General features: G+C 68.0%; 16 protein-coding genes. 6 read left to right on the top strand and 10 right to left on the bottom strand.

Features of this window, described 5'->3' with window-relative positions:
- The first annotated feature begins 208 nt into the window (after positions 1–208).
- On the top strand, positions 209–1,579 hold the full coding sequence (locus EJJ38_RS02940) for an LLM class flavin-dependent oxidoreductase (RefSeq protein WP_127088617.1): 1,371 nt from the start codon (positions 209–211) through the stop codon (positions 1,577–1,579).
- A 6-nt stretch (positions 1,580–1,585) separates the two neighbouring features.
- Here the strand turns inward: EJJ38_RS02940 and EJJ38_RS02945 are convergent, their stop codons facing one another.
- The 5 genes from EJJ38_RS02945 to EJJ38_RS02965 all read right to left on the bottom strand — a co-directional run bounded on the left by EJJ38_RS02945 (position 1,586) and on the right by EJJ38_RS02965 (position 7,180).
- The gene (locus EJJ38_RS02945; RefSeq protein ID WP_127088618.1) at positions 1,586–2,590 is read right to left on the bottom strand and encodes an ABC transporter ATP-binding protein; all 1,005 of its coding nucleotides are present in this window, start codon (positions 2,588–2,590) and stop codon (positions 1,586–1,588) included.
- Positions 2,553–3,557, bottom strand: a complete 1,005-nt coding sequence (locus EJJ38_RS02950) for an ABC transporter ATP-binding protein (protein WP_127088619.1) — start codon at positions 3,555–3,557, stop codon at positions 2,553–2,555. The genes EJJ38_RS02945 and EJJ38_RS02950 overlap by 38 nt, the downstream gene beginning before the upstream one ends.
- Positions 3,554–4,309 carry an ABC transporter permease gene (locus tag EJJ38_RS02955; RefSeq protein ID WP_245454089.1) on the bottom strand — a complete coding sequence of 252 codons (756 nt, stop codon included), beginning with the start codon at positions 4,307–4,309 and terminating at the stop codon, positions 3,554–3,556. Before EJJ38_RS02955 ends, EJJ38_RS02950 begins: the two co-directional genes overlap by 4 nt.
- Positions 4,310–4,437: 128 nt before the next feature.
- Positions 4,438–5,406: an ABC transporter permease gene (locus EJJ38_RS02960; RefSeq protein WP_127088621.1), complete on the bottom strand. Its 969-nt coding sequence runs from the start codon at positions 5,404–5,406 to the stop codon at positions 4,438–4,440.
- 139 nt (positions 5,407–5,545) lie between these two features.
- Positions 5,546–7,180, bottom strand: coding sequence for an ABC transporter substrate-binding protein (locus tag EJJ38_RS02965; RefSeq protein WP_245454083.1), 1,635 nt, complete (start codon positions 7,178–7,180; stop codon positions 5,546–5,548).
- A 482-nt stretch (positions 7,181–7,662) separates the two neighbouring features.
- On the opposite strand from EJJ38_RS02965, the gene EJJ38_RS02970 reads away from it, so the two are divergent.
- The 4 genes from EJJ38_RS02970 (at position 7,663) to EJJ38_RS02985 (ending at position 12,508) form a co-directional block, all read left to right on the top strand.
- On the top strand, positions 7,663–8,370 hold the full coding sequence (locus tag EJJ38_RS02970; protein WP_127088623.1) for an RraA family protein: 708 nt from the start codon (positions 7,663–7,665) through the stop codon (positions 8,368–8,370).
- A 159-nt stretch (positions 8,371–8,529) separates the two neighbouring features.
- Positions 8,530–9,537, top strand: coding sequence for a TRAP transporter substrate-binding protein (locus EJJ38_RS02975; protein WP_127088624.1), 1,008 nt, complete (start codon positions 8,530–8,532; stop codon positions 9,535–9,537).
- Positions 9,538–9,644: 107 nt separating this feature from the next.
- Positions 9,645–11,528 (top strand): TRAP transporter large permease, encoded by a 1,884-nt coding sequence (locus tag EJJ38_RS02980; protein WP_127088625.1) that lies wholly within the window; start codon positions 9,645–9,647, stop codon positions 11,526–11,528.
- Positions 11,529–11,635: 107 nt separating this feature from the next.
- On the top strand, positions 11,636–12,508 hold the full coding sequence (locus EJJ38_RS02985; RefSeq protein ID WP_127088626.1) for an IclR family transcriptional regulator: 873 nt from the start codon (positions 11,636–11,638) through the stop codon (positions 12,506–12,508).
- Between the two features lie 61 nt (positions 12,509–12,569).
- Here EJJ38_RS02985 and EJJ38_RS02990 read toward each other — a convergent pair whose 3' ends face one another.
- From EJJ38_RS02990 to EJJ38_RS03000, 3 genes are read right to left on the bottom strand one after another with little or no spacing between them, the layout of a single operon-like run.
- On the bottom strand, positions 12,570–13,430 hold the full coding sequence (locus tag EJJ38_RS02990; protein ID WP_245454084.1) for an amidohydrolase family protein: 861 nt from the start codon (positions 13,428–13,430) through the stop codon (positions 12,570–12,572).
- 14 nt (positions 13,431–13,444) lie between these two features.
- Complete coding sequence (locus tag EJJ38_RS02995; RefSeq protein ID WP_127088627.1) at positions 13,445–14,791, bottom strand: NtaA/DmoA family FMN-dependent monooxygenase; 1,347 nt, start codon at positions 14,789–14,791, stop codon at positions 13,445–13,447.
- Between the two features lie 45 nt (positions 14,792–14,836).
- Positions 14,837–15,310, bottom strand: a complete 474-nt coding sequence (locus tag EJJ38_RS03000; protein ID WP_127088628.1) for a flavin reductase family protein — start codon at positions 15,308–15,310, stop codon at positions 14,837–14,839.
- 229 nt (positions 15,311–15,539) lie between these two features.
- Between EJJ38_RS03000 and EJJ38_RS03005 the strand changes: the two genes are divergently transcribed.
- Positions 15,540–16,454, top strand: a complete 915-nt coding sequence (locus tag EJJ38_RS03005) for an SMP-30/gluconolactonase/LRE family protein (RefSeq protein WP_127088629.1) — start codon at positions 15,540–15,542, stop codon at positions 16,452–16,454.
- Positions 16,455–16,485: 31 nt separating this feature from the next.
- Here the strand turns inward: EJJ38_RS03005 and EJJ38_RS03010 are convergent, their stop codons facing one another.
- Positions 16,486–17,469 (bottom strand): hydroxyacid dehydrogenase, encoded by a 984-nt coding sequence (locus tag EJJ38_RS03010; protein WP_127088630.1) that lies wholly within the window; start codon positions 17,467–17,469, stop codon positions 16,486–16,488.
- A 43-nt stretch (positions 17,470–17,512) separates the two neighbouring features.
- Complete coding sequence (locus tag EJJ38_RS03015) at positions 17,513–18,220, bottom strand: ABC transporter ATP-binding protein (protein WP_205666090.1); 708 nt, start codon at positions 18,218–18,220, stop codon at positions 17,513–17,515.
- Between the last annotated feature and the right edge of the window lie 4 nt (positions 18,221–18,224).

Genomic DNA, 18,224 nt, shown 5'->3' on the forward strand with positions numbered 1-18,224 from the left:
GGCTGATCCCGCGGCGTGCCGGGTATGGCATCTGGAGTGGATGCGGCAGCGCTCACGCCATTCAGGATCGCGATGATTGATTATATTAAGTCAATTGACTCAATCAATAATATATTCCACCAAAGTGATGCATTTTATGAAAAACACCGAAACATTTCGGTGAAATTTGTGCGTGCATCCCCTGGCGGATGCATCTTCAGGATCGCCCATGACCAAGCCCCGCGAGCTGAGGCTCAACACGTTCCAGATGGCCGCCCCCTCGCACAATTGGGCCGGCCTGTGGCGCCACCCGCGCGACAACCAGGTGCGCTACAACACGCTGAGCTATTGGACGGACATGGCGAAGACGGCGGAGCGTGGCCTGATCGACGCCATTTTCATCGCCGACGTGTTCGGCCTCTATGACGTCTATGGTTCAAGCGGGGATACAGCCTTGGCGGCAGGGGCCCAGGCGCCCAATGCGGACCCGACCATTCCCATCTCGGCCATGGCGCATGTGACGGAGCATATCGGCTTCGGGGTGACCGCCAACCTGTCCTACGAGCATCCCTTCCAGTTCGCCCGCCGCTTCACCACCCTCGACCACCTGACCGCCGGGCGCCTCGGCTGGAATATCGTCACGGGCTATCTGGACAGCGGCGCACGGGGCATGGGCCTCACCGTCGCCCGCGATCATGACGAGCGCTATGATGCCGCCGAGGACTTCATGGCTGCCGTCTACACGCTCTGGGAAGGCAGTTGGGAAGACGGGGCGGCGGTCCGGGACAAGGTCGCTGGCATCTTCACCCACCCGGAGCAGGTGCACCGCGTGGTGCATGACGGACCCTATTACAAGGTGGATGCCCGGGCCCTGGCGGAGCCGTCGCCCCAGCGCACGCCGCTCCTCTATCAGGCGGGCACATCGGCGACGGGGCGGGCCTTCGCCGGACGCCATGCGGAAGCGACCTTTCTCAACGGCCAGACCAAGCCCATCGCCGCCAAGGCGGTGCGCGCGGTGCGCGAAGCGGCAGTGGCGGCGGGGCGGAAGCCCAACGATGTTCTGGCGCTGCTCGGCGCCACCGTGATCGTGGCGCCCACGTCCGCCGAAGCGCACGACCTGAAGGAAGAGTACCGGCGCTATATCCACGCCGCCGGGCAGCTCGCCCTGGTTTCCGGCTGGACGGGGGTGGACCTGTCCGGGCTCGGTCCGGACGATGTGCTGGCGTTCCAGCGCAGCAATGCCATCCGCTCCACGCTGGAGAACCTCACGGTCAACGCGCCTGCGCTGCCGAAGGTGCGGGACCTGTTCGATTTCACCCCTGCGGGCGCGCGGGCGCCCATCTTCGTCGGCTCGCCGGTGGAGGTGGCGGACGAGATGCTCTCCTGGGTCGAGGAGACAGACGTGGACGGCTTCAACCTGGTGCGCACGGTGATGCCGGAATCCCTTGAGGCCATCGTTGACCTGCTCATCCCGGAGCTTCAATCCCGAGGCGCGTTCAAGACCGCATACCGGGATGGCAGCCTGCGCGAGAAGCTTTTCCCGGATATCGGCGCCCGCCTGCCCGCCCGGCATCCCGGCGCCGGGTTCCGGCGCCTCTGAACGCGCTCAGGCCGCCAACGGGGCCGCACCGGGCAGGGTCGGATCGGCGAGGTGACAGGCGGTGCTGTGCCCCGGCCCGATGCCGCGCAGGAGCGGCGTTTCGGTGCGGCAGCGCCCATAGGCCAGCGGGCAGCGCGTGTGGAAGGCGCAGCCTTGCGGCGGATCATAAGGGCTCGGCAGGTCGCCCTTGAGCGGTGCCGGCCGGTGGCCGCCGGAAATGCGCGGCACCGCATCCAGAAGCGCGCGCGTATAGGGATGGGCGGGGCTGCGCCAGAGCGTCTCGCGGTCCGCCAGTTCCACGATGCGCCCGAGATACATCACCGCCACGCGGTCGCTGACATATTCCACCACGGACAGATCGTGGCTGATGAACAGGAAGGCGACGCCGAGCGAGCGCTGAAGCCCCACCAGTAGGTTGAGGATCTGCGCCTGAACCGAGACGTCCAGGGCGGAGACCGGCTCGTCCAGCACCACCACCTTGGGCTCCAGGGCCAATGCGCGGGCGATACCGATGCGCTGGCGCTGCCCGCCGGAGAATTGATGCGGCGTGCGCTCCGCCGCGTCGGGGGGAAGGCCGACCTTGTGCAGGAGGTCCGTCACGCGGGCGCGTCGTTCTGCTCGGCTTCCGATGCCGTGGATATGAAGCGGCTCGGCGATCAGCTCGCCCACGGTCCAGCGCGGATCGAGGGAGGCGAAGGGGTCCTGAAAGACCATCTGCACGTTCCGCCGTGCTGCCCGCAGGCGATGGCGGGGCTGGTGCGTGACATCCTCTCCGGCAAGGCGGATGCGGCCTGACGCGGGCTCGATGAGGCGGACGACAGCGCGGCCCAGGGTGGACTTGCCGCAGCCGGATTCGCCCACGAGGCCCAGCGTTTCCCCGGGCGCGAGAGAAAGCGAGACGCCGTCCACCGCATGGACGGTGCCCCGCGCGGTGGAGAAGCGCACGCAGAGGTCATCCACGCTGAGGACGCTCTCAGGCACGCAGGGCTTCGCGGGCGGGCTCTGGAACATGGATTTCTCCCGCGCGGATGCAGGCGACGGCGCCGTCTTCCGCGGGCATGAGGGGGGGCACGGCAACGCCGCAGGCGGGCTCGGCCACGGCGCAGCGCGGGGCGAAGGCGCAGCCGGCCGGCATGGCGAAAAGGCTCGGCACCGTGCCGGGAATCTCGGCGAGGCGCGCCCGCCCGCCGCCCGGCTGCGGGCGGGCGGCGATGAGGCCGCGCGTATAAGGATGGAGCGGGCGGGCGAACAGGTCGGCGGTGGCGCGGGCCTCCACCTTCCGGCCGGCATACATCACCAGCACCCGGTCGGAATGCTCGGCCACCACGCCGAGGTCGTGGGTGATGAGGACGACGGCGGTGCCGTTCTCGCGCTTCAGTTCGTCGATGAGTTCGAGGATCTGTGCCTGGATGGTCACATCGAGCGCGGTGGTGGGTTCGTCCGCTACCAGCACGGCCGGGGAGAGGGCGAGCGCCATGGCGATGACGACACGCTGGCGCATGCCGCCCGAGAGGCGATGGGGATAGTCGGAGAAGCGGCGCTTCGCGTCGGGAATGCGCACGCGCTCCAGCAGCGCCAGCGCCCGGTCGCGGGCGGCGGCGCGGCTCACTTTCTCATGCTCCAGGATCGCTTCCATGATCTGCTCGCCCACGGTGAGAACCGGGTTGAGTGCCGTCATGGGCTCCTGGAAGATCATGGCGATGCGCGCGCCCCTCAGCCGCCGCAGCTTGGCCTCCGGCAGCGCCAGCAGGTTGCGCCCCTCCAGCCGCACCGCATCGCCCTCCACCCGCCCCGGCTCGGGCACGAGGCCGAGCAGGGAGAGCGCGGTGATGGACTTGCCGCACCCGCTCTCGCCGACGATGGCCAGGGTCTCGCCCCGCTCCACATGGAAGGAGAGATCGCGCACCGCGCGGAGCACGCCGCGCCGGGTGTGGAAGGAGATGTTGAGCCGCTCGACGGCCAGGACCGGATCGCTCATCGCGCCGCCTCCTTCGGATTCAGCGCGTCGTTGAGGCCGTCTCCCAGCAGGTTCAGGGCCAGGACGGCGGTGACGATGGCAAGGCCGGGGATTGTCGCCACATACCAGTCGGTGCGCAGCACCTCGCGGCCGGCGCCCACCATGCCGCCCCAGCTCACCACATTGGGGTCGCCGAGCCCCAGGAAGGCGAGGGAGGATTCCGTGAGGATGGCGCTCGCCACCAGGATGGAGGCGGAGACGATCACCGGCGCCAGCGTGTTGGGCAGGATGTGCAGGACTATGATGCGCAGGTCCGAGGCCCCGAGCGCGATGGACGCCTGCACCAACTCGCCATGCCGCAGCTTCAGTACCTCCGCCCGCACGAGGCGCGCGAGGCTCGGCCAGGCCGTGATCCCGATAGCCACCGTTATGGTGGGGATGGAGGGCTGGAGGATCGCCACGATGGCCAGCGCGAACAGGAAGGGCGGGATGGTCTGGAACAGCTCGGTGACGCGCATGAGCACGGCGTCGAGCCGCCCGCCATAATAGCCCGAGAGCGCCCCCGTCCCCACGCCGATGACCAGCGAGACCAGCGTCGCCACCGCGCCGATGAGCAGCGACACCCGCGCGCCATGGAAGATCCCCGAGGCGATGTCGCGGCCCAGCATATCGGTGCCGAGCGGGTAGGCGGCGTCCTCGCCCGGCCACAGGAAGGGCTGGGTCACCATGTCCAGCGGGTCATCCGGGAAGACCAGGTTGGCGGAGGCCGCCATGGCGATGATCAGGACGAGGAGCGTCAGGCCCACGGCGGCGGACGGCTGGCGGAGGAGGCGCAGCAGCAACCCGTCGCGGGCGCGGGGAGCGGGGGCCGCAGGGGCCGAGATCTCGAAGACTGTCATGGTCAGGACAGTTCGATGCGCGGGTCGAGGGCGGTATAGGCGAGGTCCACCGCGAGGTTGACCAGCACCACCACCACCGACGAGCAGAACAGAATACCCAGAAGCAGGTTGAGGTCGCGCTGGAACAGTGCCTCGAAGGCGAGCCGCCCGAGGCCGGGCCAGGCGAACACCGTTTCCACCAGGATGGCTCCGCCCAGGATGGAGCCGAGCTGCACGCCGAGCGTGGTGACGATGGGCAGGAGCGCATTGCGCAGCACATGGCGCACGGCGATGCGGCGCGGCCGCACGCCCTTGGCCCGCGCGGTGCGCACGAAGTCCTGGCCGTACACCTCCAGCATCGAAGCGCGCATGAGCCGGGTATAGATGGCGAGGTAGAACAGGCCGAGGGTGGTCGCCGGCAGGATGAGGTGCCGGCCCACATCCGCCGCATAGGCAAGGCCCGTGAGGCCCGCCTCCACGCTGGCCATGCCGCCCACGGGCAGCCAGTCCAGCAGCACTGAGAAGACCACCACCAGCATCACGCCGATCCAAAAGACCGGGGTCGCATAGAACAGCAGCGCGAGGGCGGAGATGAGCGTGTCCGCCAGCTTGCCCGCCTGCCGCGCGGCGAGGAGGCCCAGCATCCCGCCGATGCTGACGGCAAAGGCGATGGAGGTGCCCATGAGAAGGAGCGTCGCGGGAAGGCGCTGGAGGATGAGGTCCGAGACCGGCATGCCCTGCCGGAATGAATAGCCGAGATTGAGCGTCAGCACGTTCTTGAGATAGCTGAAGAATTGCACGTAGAGCGGCTGGTCGAGGCCGAACTGCTTGCGCAGCGCCGCCATGTATTCCGGTGTCGCAGAACCCGCCTCTCCCGCCATCACCTGCGCGGCATCACCGGGCGCGAGGCGGAGCAGGAAGAAGTTGATGATGGCGATGCCGATGATCACGAAGGCGATCTGGGCGATGGTGCGCCTGAGATAGCGGGCCACGGCGCGTCAATTCCCCTGCAGGGCGGCGCCGGCGGTGGCGGCAAGGACGTGGCGGCGGGACAGGATGGCCATGGCGGCGTCTCGGGCTGCAATGAAGAAAGGGCCGTCCGGTTTCCCGGACGGCCAGTTGGGGAGAACCTCAGTTTGACTTCGTATCCGCAGGCTTGGCGTCGGCCGCCTTGGCGTCGTCGAACCAGAAGTCGCGGAACGACCCGTAGACCTGGTCGCCGGTCGGCTGCGGGTGCTTCAGGTTCGCGGCTTCCACGGTGAAGAACTTCAGCTCCACCAGCGGCAGGGTGGGCAGGTCGGTCAGCACCACCTTCTGCAGGTCCTTGAAGAGCTGGATGCGTTTCTTGGGGTCCGCTTCGCCCTGCGTGGCGGCGATGAGCGCGTCCACCTGCGGGTTGCGATAGCCCGAGCCATTGGTCCAAGGGATGTTCTTGCCGATGGGACCAGACCCGTAAGCGCGGTTCACCCCGACCTGCGGATCGGAGAAGGCGGCGAACCAGGTGATGGCGATATCGAAGTCGCGGTCGCCATAGATGCGCTTGGTATAGGCGGCGGTGTCCTGGGAGCGCACGTTCGCGTCCACGCCGATGCGCTTCAGGGCCTGCTTCAGATATTCGGCGGTACGCTTGAAGTCGTCGCCATAGGGAATGTAGTCGATGTCCAGCGTGAAGCGCACGCCATCGGCGCCGCGCTTGTATCCCGCCTCGTCCAGCAGTGCCTCGGCCTTCTTCGGGTCGAAGGGATAGGTGATGCCGCTGGTGTCATGGAAGGCCGTCAGCGTCGAGGGGATCGGGCTGTCGGCGGGCTTGGCGAAGCCGAACCACACCACCTTGGAAATAGTGTTGCGGTCGATGGCCTGGGCCAGCGCCTGGCGCACCTTCGGGTCCTTCAGCTGGGGCCGCTCCACGTTGAAGTCGGCGAACAGCCAGGGCGAGAGCCACTCATAGCCCTGTGTGGTGACGCGCAGGTTCGGCAGCTTGGCGAGCCGCTCCGCATCCTTCAGCGGCACGGGGCTCAGCACCGCATATTGCACCTCGCCCTTCTCCAGCGCCGCCGAGCGGGCCGCCGCATCCGGGATCACGCGATAGACGATACGGTCGAGATAGGGTTTGCCCTTGGCCCAGTAGTCGGGGTTGCGTTCAAGGACGATATAATTGCCGCGGCTCCACTCCTTGAAGACGAACGGGCCGGTGCCCACGGGCTTGTTGTTGTGGGGGTTGTTCAGGATGTCGGTGCCCTCATAGAGGTGCTTGGGCAGCACTTGGGCGCCGTTGGAATTGAGCGAGGAGAGGATCGCCACCGAAGGCTCGCTGAGGTTCAGCACCACGGTCGTGTCGTCGGGCGTATCCACCGAGGTCACCTTGGCGAAGGTGGCCTGGTTGCGCGGATGAATCTTCTTCCAGACCTGCTCCAGAGTCCATTTCACGTCCGCGGAGGTGAAGGGCTTGCCGTCGTGCCACTTCACGCCCTTGCGCAGATGCAGCGTGAGGGTCTTGCCGTCGGCCGATGTCTCCCAGGATTCCGCCAGTGCGGGCACGGGATTGAGGTTGGCGTCGTAATCCACCAGCCCGTCGAAGATGGAGCCGGTCACGACGCCGGTCGGGGCGGCCGTGTTGATCGCGGCGGTGAGGATCACCGGCTCCGGCTGGATGATGGCCGTCAGGGTGCCGCCGCGTCGCGGCTCCTGCTGGGCCGCCGGAGATGCGCCGCCCGCCTGCTCGGCCCAGGCGCTGCCGGCCAGGGCCGACATCGTCAGCGCGAGCACGGCGCGCGTTCCCCATCTACCCCTGAAGCCCATGTCCGCTCTCCCGATCTCACAAAATTCATGTGTGCTTTCAAATGATAGGCAGCTTTTTTCTGTTAAGTCAATTATATCCATAAAATTAGTAGATAAATATTCAGGACACATGTGCCCATGCCTTCGGGCGTCGCGCAGCGGGATCGGGAGTGCGCGGAAAGCGCCCATGGCGGGACCGGCATGTGGCGGAGCGCTCGGGTCATCCCAGCCGTTTGGTGGCCGCGCGCACGCATGCCTCATCAGCGACCCGGCAGCACCCGACGAGACACGTGGGCATGCGGGTTCATGCTTCTTCCGCGCGGGGAGCAGCGTCGCAGGACGGGCCATTCGGTGGACGACGGGCCGGAGCTGCGAGAGATAAATTAGTACGAAAAAAGGAATGACTTTCCGATATTGGCATTCTATCGTTTTCGGAACGAGGGGGCCAAGACCCCCAATTGGGAGGACAGATGGATTCCGTCATCTACACGCGCATCCCGGAATGCCCCGCCGATCTTCTGGAGGAAGTGGCGAACTATCCCGTCTCCGACCTGCACGAGGCGCTGGGTCCGGTGGAGGGGCGCATGCAGCTCATGGGCCCGCGCATGCGGCCCATCGCGCCCGGCCAGAGGATCGTCGGGCAGGCCGTGACCTCGTATAATTTTCCGGGCGACAACCTGATGATCCATGCCGCCCTCAACGTCGCCGGGAGGGGCCATGTGCTGGTGCTGGTGAATGGCGGCGGCTCCCATGGCGCGCTGTGGGGCGACGTGGCGGCCAATTTCGCCAAGCAGAAGGGCATTGCGGGCATCGTGGTGGATGGCCCGGCGCGCGATACCGGCGCGCTGCGGGAGATCGGCTCGCTCACTTGGTCCACCTCCATCTCCTCCAGCCACCCCGAGAAGCGCGGCCCCGGCGCGGTCAATGTGCCGGTGGTGTGCGACGGCGTGCGGGTGGACCCGGGCGACGTGATCGTGGCGGATGACGATGGCGTGCTCGCCATTCCCCTGCGCTCGCTGGAGCGGGCGGTAAAGGGCGCGCGCGAACGCAACGAGAAGGAAATGGGCCTGCGCCGCAAGCTCCAGGACGGCGCCTCGCTGTTCGAGCTGCTGCAGATGGGCCGCAATGTGGAGGCGGCGGGCGTGAAGGTGCGCGACGCCGTCTGGACGGACGCCTGACCATTCCATGAGCGCCGCCGCCTGAGGGCGAGGCGGCCTGCCGTGAACGGCTGAAACGGGGCGGGTTCGCCCGCCCCGAACGCGGTCGCGCGCCCTGCGCCGACCGGACATCAAGGCTCGACATCAAGTCGCCGAACAAAAGACAAGCCGGAGGAAACCATGGATCTCAAGATGAACAGGCGCGCCCTGTTGCGCGCGGGTCTTGCGGCAGGTGCCGCCGCCACGGTGATCGGCGCTCCCCATATTGCGCGGGCGGCGGGCGTCACGCTGAAGCTGGCACAGCCGGACAGCGTCCAGCATCCGTTCCAGAAGATGTTCGAGGAGTTCGGAAAGTCGGTTGAGGAGCGCACCGGCGGCGAGGTGCGCGTGCGCGTCTATGGTGGCGGCCAGCTCGGCAGCTCGGCCAATATCGTCTCGGGGGTGAGCACGGGCACCGTGGACATGGTGGTCCACACCGCCGGTTTCTTCTCGTCCTATTATCCGAAGATGCAGATCCTCGATCTGCCCTTCGTCTTCCCCAATGGAGACGTGGCCGAGCGGGTGCTGAAGGGGTCCGTCGGCACGGCGATCTTCGCGAGCCTGGAAGAGAAGGCGGTGACCGGCCTGTGCTGGGGTCATCACGGCTGGCGCGTCATGGAGACCAATGGCAAACCCATCGTCCAGCCCGCCGACCTCGACCGCATGAAGATCCGCATCCAGCAGAGCCCCATGTTCGCCGCCATGTTCAAGGCGGTGGGCGCGGTGCCGGTGGTGCTGGACGTGGCCGAGCTTTATCTCGCTTTGTCGCAGAACGCGGTGCAGGGCATGGAGATCCCGCTCGCCTCCCTGGTCGCCTCCAAGCTCAACGAGGTGGTGTCCTACGTCTCGCTGACGAACCACGTCTACAACGCCTCGGCGCTGCTCATGAACAAGCCGAAGTTCGACAGCCTGGGTGCCAAGAACGGCGCCATCCTGCGCGAGCTGGCGGGCGGGCTGTCCGTCACCTGGCGCAAGGTGGCGGCGGACAGCGCCGATGCGGCGCGCAAGGTGTGCGAGGAAAAGGGCATCAAGTTCAACACCGTGGACCACCGGCCGTTCCGGGAACGCATGCAGCCCGTTTATGACGAGTTCCGCCCCGTCCTTGGCGCCGATCTCGTGGACATGGTGCTGAAGGAAACCGCCACCTGAGGCGTATCGGGCGGGCGGTTTCGCGCCCGCTATCCCATCCCGCAACCCGACCTCTGCGGGCGCCCCGCCTGGGCGCGCCGCGCGCCGTTCAGCGGAAGGCACCGGCCATGTCCCACCTGGAATCCGTCTCGCAGGGGCATGCCGTGCCCCCGGCAGCCTCCGGCGCATTGCGCCTGCCCCGGCTGTTCGATGCCGGCCTCGATGCGGTGGTGGTGACGGCGCTGGTGGCGCAGCTCGCCATCACCCTCGTCAGCGTCACCCTGCGCGCGCTCGCCCATTCGAGTATCCTGTGGGCGGACGACAGCGCCAAGCTGACCTTGCCGGTCATCGCCTTCCTGGGTGGCGCGATTGCCTATCGGCGCGGCCAGCATGCCGCCATCATGGTGGGGATCAGCGCATTGCCGCCCTTCTGGCGCGAGGTGTGCCGGGCCCTGGTGGAATATCTCGTGCTCATCGTCACCGTGGCGGCGGGCCTTGCCTCCATCGGCCTGTTCCGCAGCCGCCTCGGCGAGGTGCTGCCCATGCTGGGCCTGTCGGGCGCCTGGTCCGTGGTGCCCTTCACGCTGGGCATGGTGGTGGTGGCGCTGACCGCATTGGAGCGGCTGACGGGCTTTGCGCGGGCGGTGCATCTGGCGGTCGCAGGCGTGCTCGCGCTCATCGCCCTGGGTCTCTGGGCGGTGTGGGAGCCCTGGACCGATGTGTTCGCCTCGGACCACGCATTGCCGCTCATCGTCGCCATCTTCGCGCTGGCGGTGCTGCTGAGCATGCCGGTGGGCCTCGCGCTCATGCTGACCACATTGGCCTTCCTGGCCTCCACCGACATCCCGACCATCGCGCTGCCGCAGAACATGCTGGATGCGAACAGCAACTTCATTTTGCTCTCGTTGCCCTTCTTCATCCTGGCGGGCGCGGTGATGGAGCAGGGCGGCATCAGCGTGCGCTTCGTGCAGTTCGCCATGGCGCTGGTGGGCCATCTGCGCGGCGGCCTGCTGCAGGTGGTGGTCATCACCATCTATCTCATTTCCGGCATTTCCGGCTCCAAGGCGGCGGACGTGGCGGCGGTGGGCTCGGTCATGAAGGCGGAGCTGGAGAAACGGGGCTATTCCGCCCGCGAGGGTGCCGCCGTGCTCTCCGCCTCGGCCGCCATGGCGGAGACCATCCCGCCCTCCATTGCCATGCTTGTGCTGGGCTCGGTGACGCCCATCTCCATCGGTACCCTGTTCATGGCGGGGCTGCTGCCGGCGGCGGTGATCGCCGTGTTCCTCATGGTGCTCATCTATGCCCTGGCGCGCCGCCGGGGCGAGGTGGCCTCGCCCCGCATGTCCGCCCGCGCCATCGGCCGCAGCGCCGCGTCCGCCATCCTGCCGCTGGCCATGCCGGTCTTCATGGTGCTGGGCATCAAGTTCGGCTTCGCGACGCCCACCGAGATCTCGGCTTTCGCGGTGGCCTACGGACTGGTGCTTGCCCTGTTCGTCTATCGGGCGCTGGAATGGCGCGCGCTGGTGCGGGTGGGGGTGAATGCCGCCGTTCTGTCGGGCATGGTGCTGTTCATCGTCGCGGCGGCGGGGGCCTTCGGCTGGACGCTCTCGGCGGCCGACCTGCACACCCAGCTCATCGACCTGCTGGCGCTGGCGGGCAACAACCACACCGTCTTCATGCTGGGCTCGATCCTGCTGTTGATGGTGGTGGGGGCGCTCCTGGAGGGACTGCCCGCGCTCATCATCCTCGGCCCGGTCCTCCTGCCCATCGCCGCCGGGCTCGGCATCGACGCGGTGCATTATGGCATCGTGATGATCCTCGCCATGGGGGTTGGCATCTTCATGCCGCCCATCGGCATCGGCTTCTACATCTCCTGCGCCGTCATGGGGGCCAGCGTGGAGCGCACCTCCCAGGCCATGATGCCCTATTTCCTGACCTTGCTGGCCGGGGTGCTGACCGTCGCCTTCGTGCCCTGGTTCACCCACGCCGTGCCCCGCCTGTTCGCCGGCTGAAGCGATGCGGCGCAGCATGGGGAGCGCTTTCGCGCGCGCCGGTTTCCCTCTATATCCCGAGGGGTTCCGCGCGTCCGGGCGCGGCGCGCGGGAAGGGGCGACGAGGCGTGCAGGACACCGATGATAAGCAGGCCGGCCCGCGTTCCGTGCTGCGGGTCATGAATGTCCTGGCGATGCTTGCCGACAGCACCGAGGGCAAGACCCTGGCCGCCCTGAGCGACCAGCTCGACCTGCCCAAGACCAGCCTGTTCAGCCTGCTCAAGGCGCTGGAGGCGGGTGGCTATATCCGCACCGCCGCCGGGCGCTACCTGCTGGGCGCCGAGGCGCTGAAGCTCGGCTCCAGCCTGCGTCAGGCCAGCGCCTTCCCGCGCTGCGCCCGCCCCACCCTGGAATGGCTCGCCTCGGAGACGGAGGAGACCATCCTGCTCGGCGTTCTCGCCGAGAGCGGCCACGAAGTGACTTATGTGGATGTCATCGAATCCGAGAAGCTGCTGCGCTTCGCCGTGCGGGTGGGAAACCGCCGCCCGCTTTACTGCACCGCCGCCGGGAACGTGCTGCTGGCCTTCATGACCGAGGCGGAGCGCGCGGCTTATCTGGACGCGACGCCCTTCGTCCGCTTCACCCCGCGCACCGTCGATCGGGCGGAGCTGGATGAGCGCATCGCGCAGATCCGCGAGACCGGTGTGGTGTTCGACATTGACGGGCTCATCGACGGGGCGAGCGGGGTCGCGGGGGCGGTGTTCGACGAGAGCGGCACCGTGCGCTGCTCCATCACCATCGCCGGGCCCACCATCCGCCTGCGGGACCATCTGGACCATTTCACCGGGCTGGTGCGAACCGCCGCCGAGGAGTTGTCCCGCATCCTGAACTATCGCGGTCCGTTCCCGCCCGGCAGCCTGGCTGCCGCGTTGGAGCCCCCGCCCGAAGCGCCCGTGCGCAAGCGCGGACGGCCGAAGTCCAGTTCAGCGCCCCGGAAATAGACGGCCGCCACGGGCATGGGGAAGGGCCGCTTCAGAGGCCGAGACTGAGCGGCGCGCCGCCCTAGAAACCGTAGAGGCGCGCGGGATTGTCCACCAGCACCCGGCGCAGCAGGTCGGTATCGGGAAGCCAGTCCGCCAGCCGGTCGAACAGCACAGTCGTATTCGGCATCTCCCCCTGGAGATGCGGATGCGGCCAGTCGGAGCCCCAGACCAGCCGGTCGGGCACCAGGTTGATCAGCGCCTGCGCGAACGGGGCGAGGTCCGGGTAGGGCGGCGGCAGGGCCGAGCAGTGATAGGCCGCCGAGAGCTTCGCCCAGGCCCGCTCCGATTCCATGAGCCGCAGCAAAGCCTGGAAGGCGGGCTGGTCGATCCCCCCGGCGGCGGGGATGCCTGCGAAATGGTCGATCACCACGGGACAGGGCAGGGCCGCGAGCCGCGCTTCCAGCGTCACCATCTGCGATGGGGACAGCATGAATTGAATATGCCAGCCCCGCTCGGCCAGTCGGGGCGCCAGCCGCTCCAGCCCGTCGAGGCCCGGGCCGCCGGGATGGGTGGCGATGATGCGCACGCCCCGCGCGCCCGCCGCGTGCAGGCGGTCCAGCTCGGCATCGGGCACGTCGGGGTGCACCACCACCACCGCGCGGGCGGGCCGCCCCAGGTCGGTAAGGGCGGCGAGGAGGCGGGAATTGTCCAGGCCGTACACGCTGGCCTGGATCACCACCACACGCTCGATGCCCAGCGTATCCGCCAGGTGGCGGAAGGCTGCCGGGCTTGCGTCCGGCGGCGTGTACATGCGCTCGGGCACGTAGGGATAGGTCTCTTGCGGCCCGAAGATATGGATGTGGCAATCCGTGGCCCCCGCCGGAGCGCTAAGGCGCGGCGGGCGGGGAGCGGGATCCGGCGGCTGGCAGGGGGCGGTCAAGGCTCGCTCGTCCCTCAGGCGGGTGCCAGTTCGCGCGGGGCGCCTGTCGCCGCGCGGCCCGCGAGATTTTCGCGGAAGGTCCGCCCCTCATAGGCGGTGCGCTGGACGCCGCGCCGCTGGAGGATCGGCACCACCTCGTCCACGAAGGTGCGGATGCTGCCGATATTGGTGGTGGGGGTGATGTTGAAGCCGTGGCAACCGGTCTCGCGCCAGATGGTCTCCATCTGCGCGGCCACCTGCTCCGGCGTGCCGACGATCTGGAGCATGCCCGCCGCGCAGCCCCATTTCAGCGCCGCCTCGCGGAAGGTGAGGCGGCGGTCGCCGAACAAAGCCGTGATGGCGGACATGAGGCCCTGGGACGCCTGCGTCTCGATATGCTCGATGGGCTCATCGATATTGAACTTGCTGAAATCGATGCCGAGCGTGCCGGATGCGCGGGCGAGCGCCCCCTCGATGGGCACGCGGGCGAGCAGTTCCTCGCGCAGGCGCTGTGCTTCCGCCTCCGTGCCGGCGATGATGGGCTGGATGCCGAACGTCACCTTCACGTCCGGGTCCTTTCCGGCGGCGGTCGCCGCGGCCCGCACCTGCTTCATGAAATCATGCATGCCGGGAATTTGCGGCTGGATGGAGAAGATCACGTCCGCATGGGACACGGCGAAGCGCTGGCCCCGGCCGGACGTGCCCGCCTGGAACAGGACGGGCCGCCCCTGGGGCGAGGGGAAGGTCGGCGGCGCGGCGTGGCACTTGAGGTAGCGGCCCTCAAAATCCACGATTTTCACCTTGGCGGGGTCCACCAGCACGCCGCTCGCCCGGTCCGCCACCACCGCCTCGGGGGGGAAGCCGTCCCACAGGCGGTAGCAGATCTCCAGATATTCCTCGGCCCGGTCGTAGCGCTCGTCATGCTCCAACTGGTCGAGGCCGAGCGCACGATGCTCGCCGCGCAGATGGCCGGTGACGACGTTCCAGCCCATCCGCCCGCCGGTGAGATAGTCGAGCGTGGAGAAGGTGCGCACCGCCAGATAAGGCGGGATCCCGGAGAGCGAGAGCGTGACGCCGAAGCCCAGATGCTCGGTGACCGCCGCCATGGCCGGCACCAGCGCGAGAGGATCATGGGACGGCCAGCACACGCCGTAGCGGATGGCGCTGTCCATGCTGTCCTTGTAGCGCTCGAAGCCGCCGGGCGTGTCGGCGAAGAACAGGCCGTCGAAGCAGCCGCGCTCCAGCGTGCGGGCGAGGTCCTGCCAGTGGGCGAAGCCCTTCATGCCCTCCAGCCGCTCGTCGGCGGGATCCGTCCAGCTCGCAATGGTGTGGTTGATGGGGCTGTGGATGTAGAAGCCCGTGAGGTGCATCTGCCGGGTCATGGGACACCTTCTTGTTTTCTGCGGGAAGGGAAGGGCGGCGCGCGGTCAGCCCACAGTGACGAAGGCGCGCTGGTGATAGGCGAGGGCGGGGCCGGGATCGCCGAGCGCGGTTTCCTGGACCTCGCCGAGGATGACGGTGTGGTCCCCGCACGGGATGGCTTCCCGCGTACGGCAGACCAGGGTCGCGACCGCGTCCTCCACCACGTCGAGCCCGTGGGCGTTGGGGCGCAGCGCCTCAGTCGCGAACTTGTCCTCGCCGCGCTTGGCGAAGGTGAGGGCGAGATCCTTGTGCTCGGGCCGTAGAACACTGACCGCGAACGTCTCGGCGGACACGAAATGCGGATGGCATTCCGCTCCTTCCGCCAGGCAGATCAGCACCATGGGCGGGTTCATGGAGACCGAGGTGAAGGAGGAGGCGGTGAAGCCGCGCGGCGTCCGGTCGCGGTCGCGCATCGTCACGATCACGACGCCGCTCGGATAACGCGACATGGCTTCCTTCAGGTGGGCCTGGACTGTCATCGAAGGGGATCCTCCCGGCTGCCCGCAGGGGGCATGCCGAAGCAGTTTGTTGTCGTTTTTGTTCCGAAATAAGAATACAGTTCCTAAATCGGGAGTCAATGGTTGGGGAAGCCATCCATGCTCCCGGCGGCGGCCCTCTTCGGCGGACCGTTGAAGTCATGAAAAATCAGAGCGTTGGATCGAAGCGGCCGCAGCGTGTCAGGATCGGCCGCAGACCAGGAGGAAACGCATGTATGCAGCCCCGCCCACCATCGTCGCGCGTCCCTTCGTGGTGATGCCGGAGGAGATCAAGGTCATCGGACGGCGCTCGGAATGGGCCGAGGTGCAGTTCGGCGGCACGCCGGTTCCGACCTTTCTGGAAGGGCCGTCCTTCGACCGCATGGGCAATCTCTGGGTCGTGGACATTCCCTGGGGGCGGCTCATCAAGGTGACGCCGGAGGGCAAGGTGAGCGTGGAGGCGGAATATGACGGCGAGCCGAACGGCCTGAAGTTCCACAAGGACGGCCGCGCCTTCATCACCGACCACAAGAACGGGATCATGGTGTTCGACCCGCGCACCGGGCGCGTGGAGCCCTATCTGGAGCGCACCATGCTCCAGCGCTTCAAAGGCGTGAACGACCTGATCTTCGCCGGCAATGGCGACCTCTATTTCACCGACCAGGGCCAGACCGGCCTGCACGATCCCTCCGGCTGCCTCTACCGGCTGCGCACGGACGGGACGCTGGACTGCGTGCTGAAGGGCATTCCGAGCCCCAACGGCCTCGTGCTCAACAAGGCGGAAAGCGCCGTCCTGCTGGCGGTGACGCGGGCCAATGCCGTCTGGCGCGTGCCCATCATGCGCGACGGGACGGCGAGCAAGGTGGGCACCTTCATCCAGATGTCGGGCGGCAGCGGCCCCGACGGCCTCGCCATCGATGCGGACGACAATCTGGTGGTCTGCCATGTGGGGCTCGGGTCCGTCTGGCTGTTCAGCCATCTCGGCGAGCCCTTGCTGCGCATCACGTCGCCGGAGGGGCATCTGACCACCAATTGCGCGTTCGGTGGCCCGGACAACAAGACGATCTTCATCACCGAATCGAAGACCGGGACCATTCTGTGCGCCGACCTGCCGGTGGCGGGCCGGCCGCTTTATTCCCACGCCTGAAGGCGCCGGGCCGGAGCCCGGCTCCGGCCCGTCAGGTGGCGGCGCTCGCCAGCACATCGGGATTGAGCAGCGTGGCGGGACGCCCGCCGGAAAGCGCCTGCTCCACCACCTTGGCCACGTTCAGCGCCATGTCGCGCATGCTGCCGTTGGTGACGCCAGCCACATGGGGGCTCAGCACCACATTGGGCAGGGCGAAGAGGGGATCGTCGGCGGGCGGGGGCTCCACGTCGAACACGTCGATGCCCGCCCCGGCGATGCGGCCTTCCCGCAAGGCCGCCGCCAAGGACGGCTCGTGGATGAGCCCGCCGCGCGAGGTGTTGACGATGATGGCGTTGGCGGGCATCGCGGCGAGTTCCCTCTCGCCGATGAGATGCCGCGTGCGGGCGCTGAGCGGCACATGGACGGAGATCACGTCCGAGCCGGCCATGAGATCCGTCAGGTCCTCCACTTTGGCCACCCCGGCCTTGGCCATCTCCTCGGCGCTCACGAAGGGGTCGAAGGCACTGACGCTCATGCCGAAGCCCGCGCCGCCGATGCGCGCCGTCACGCGGGATATCTGGCCGAACCCCACGAGGCCGAGCCGCCCGCCGGTGAGGTCGCCAAGCCGCAGCGTCCAGCGCTCGCCGAACCGGTTCTCGCGCACCAGCGCGTCCATCTCCCGCACCCGGCGAAGCACCGCCAGCATGAGCGCCACCGCGCCTTCTGCCACCGCCGTGGAATTGGCGCCGCCCGGCGTGTTGGCCACCATCACCCCGTGCGCGGTGGCGGCGGGAACATCGATATTGTCCACGCCCGAGCCGTGCTTGGTGACGATGCGCAGGCGCGGGGTCTGCGCCAGCCAGGGGCCGTTCACCTCGAAGGCGCGCACCACCGCCGCCGTGGCCTGGGACAGGTCCTCCGCCGAGAGAGCTTCGCCCGGCAGCTTCAGCCGGAAGGAGCGGGCGAGGCGCGCGATGCCGTCCTCGTGGATGGGGTCCAGCACCAGGACGAGGTCGGGCGTGTTGCGTGTTGTCATTGTCGTCTCGCTTTGCCGTTGAGCGGTGGCCCGGCCGGGTGCCTCACCCGGAGCCGAGATAGATGTCGCGCACCGTGGTGTCCTCGCTGAGCCGCTCTGCCGGTCCGTCGAGGATCGTGCGGCCGGAGGCGAGCACGTAGCCGCGATCGGCCACGCGCAGCGCGATGCGGGCGTTCTGCTCCACGAGAAGCACGGTGTTGCCCGCGTCCCGCAGGCCCTCGATGACGGCGAAGATGGACTCGACGATCTTCGGCGCGAGGCCGAAGGAGGGTTCGTCCAGGATCAGGAGGTCCGGGCGACTCATGAGCGCGCGGCCGATCACCAGCATCTGCTGCTCGCCGCCGCTCAGCGTGCCGGCGGCCTGATGACGGCGTTCCGCGAGGATGGGAAAGAGCGCGTAGATGCGCGCCATCTCCTCGTCCAGCCAGGGCGCCCCTCGGCGCACATAGCCGCCCATGAGCAGATTGTCCGCCACCGAGAGCTGGGCGAGCACGCCGCGCCCCTCCGGCACCACGGCGATGCCCCGGCCGATGCGCGCCGCCATGTCTTGGCGGGCCAGATCCTCGCCGCGCAGGCGCACCTGTCCCTTCAGCGTGGGGATGGCGCCGATGACCGCCTTGATGAGGGTGGACTTGCCCGCACCGTTATTGCCGATGAGGCAGACGATCTCGCCCTGGTGCACCCGCAGGTCCACCCCATGGATGATCTCGGTGCGGCCATAGCCGCAGGTGAGGCCCTGCACGTCGAGCACGGCG

Source organism: Aquabacter cavernae, from assembly GCF_003993795.1.
Taxonomy (GTDB): Bacteria; Pseudomonadota; Alphaproteobacteria; order Rhizobiales; family Xanthobacteraceae; genus Aquabacter; species Aquabacter cavernae.

Coding starts and splice junctions, on each gene's coding strand:
- EJJ38_RS02940 (WP_127088617.1), top strand. CDS start 209: ATGACCAAGCCCCGCGAGCTGAGGCTCAACACGTTCCAGATGGCCGCC.
- EJJ38_RS02950 (WP_127088619.1), bottom strand. CDS start 3,557: ATGAGCGATCCGGTCCTGGCCGTCGAGCGGCTCAACATCTCCTTCCAC.
- EJJ38_RS02975 (WP_127088624.1), top strand. CDS start 8,530: ATGGATCTCAAGATGAACAGGCGCGCCCTGTTGCGCGCGGGTCTTGCG.
- EJJ38_RS02945 (WP_127088618.1), bottom strand. CDS start 2,590: ATGTTCCAGAGCCCGCCCGCGAAGCCCTGCGTGCCTGAGAGCGTCCTC.
- EJJ38_RS03005 (WP_127088629.1), top strand. CDS start 15,540: ATGTATGCAGCCCCGCCCACCATCGTCGCGCGTCCCTTCGTGGTGATG.
- EJJ38_RS03010 (WP_127088630.1), bottom strand. CDS start 17,469: ATGACAACACGCAACACGCCCGACCTCGTCCTGGTGCTGGACCCCATC.
- EJJ38_RS02970 (WP_127088623.1), top strand. CDS start 7,663: ATGGATTCCGTCATCTACACGCGCATCCCGGAATGCCCCGCCGATCTT.
- EJJ38_RS02980 (WP_127088625.1), top strand. CDS start 9,645: ATGTCCCACCTGGAATCCGTCTCGCAGGGGCATGCCGTGCCCCCGGCA.
- EJJ38_RS03000 (WP_127088628.1), bottom strand. CDS start 15,310: ATGACAGTCCAGGCCCACCTGAAGGAAGCCATGTCGCGTTATCCGAGC.
- EJJ38_RS02995 (WP_127088627.1), bottom strand. CDS start 14,791: ATGACCCGGCAGATGCACCTCACGGGCTTCTACATCCACAGCCCCATC.
- EJJ38_RS02955 (WP_245454089.1), bottom strand. CDS start 4,309: ATGGCGGCCTCCGCCAACCTGGTCTTCCCGGATGACCCGCTGGACATG.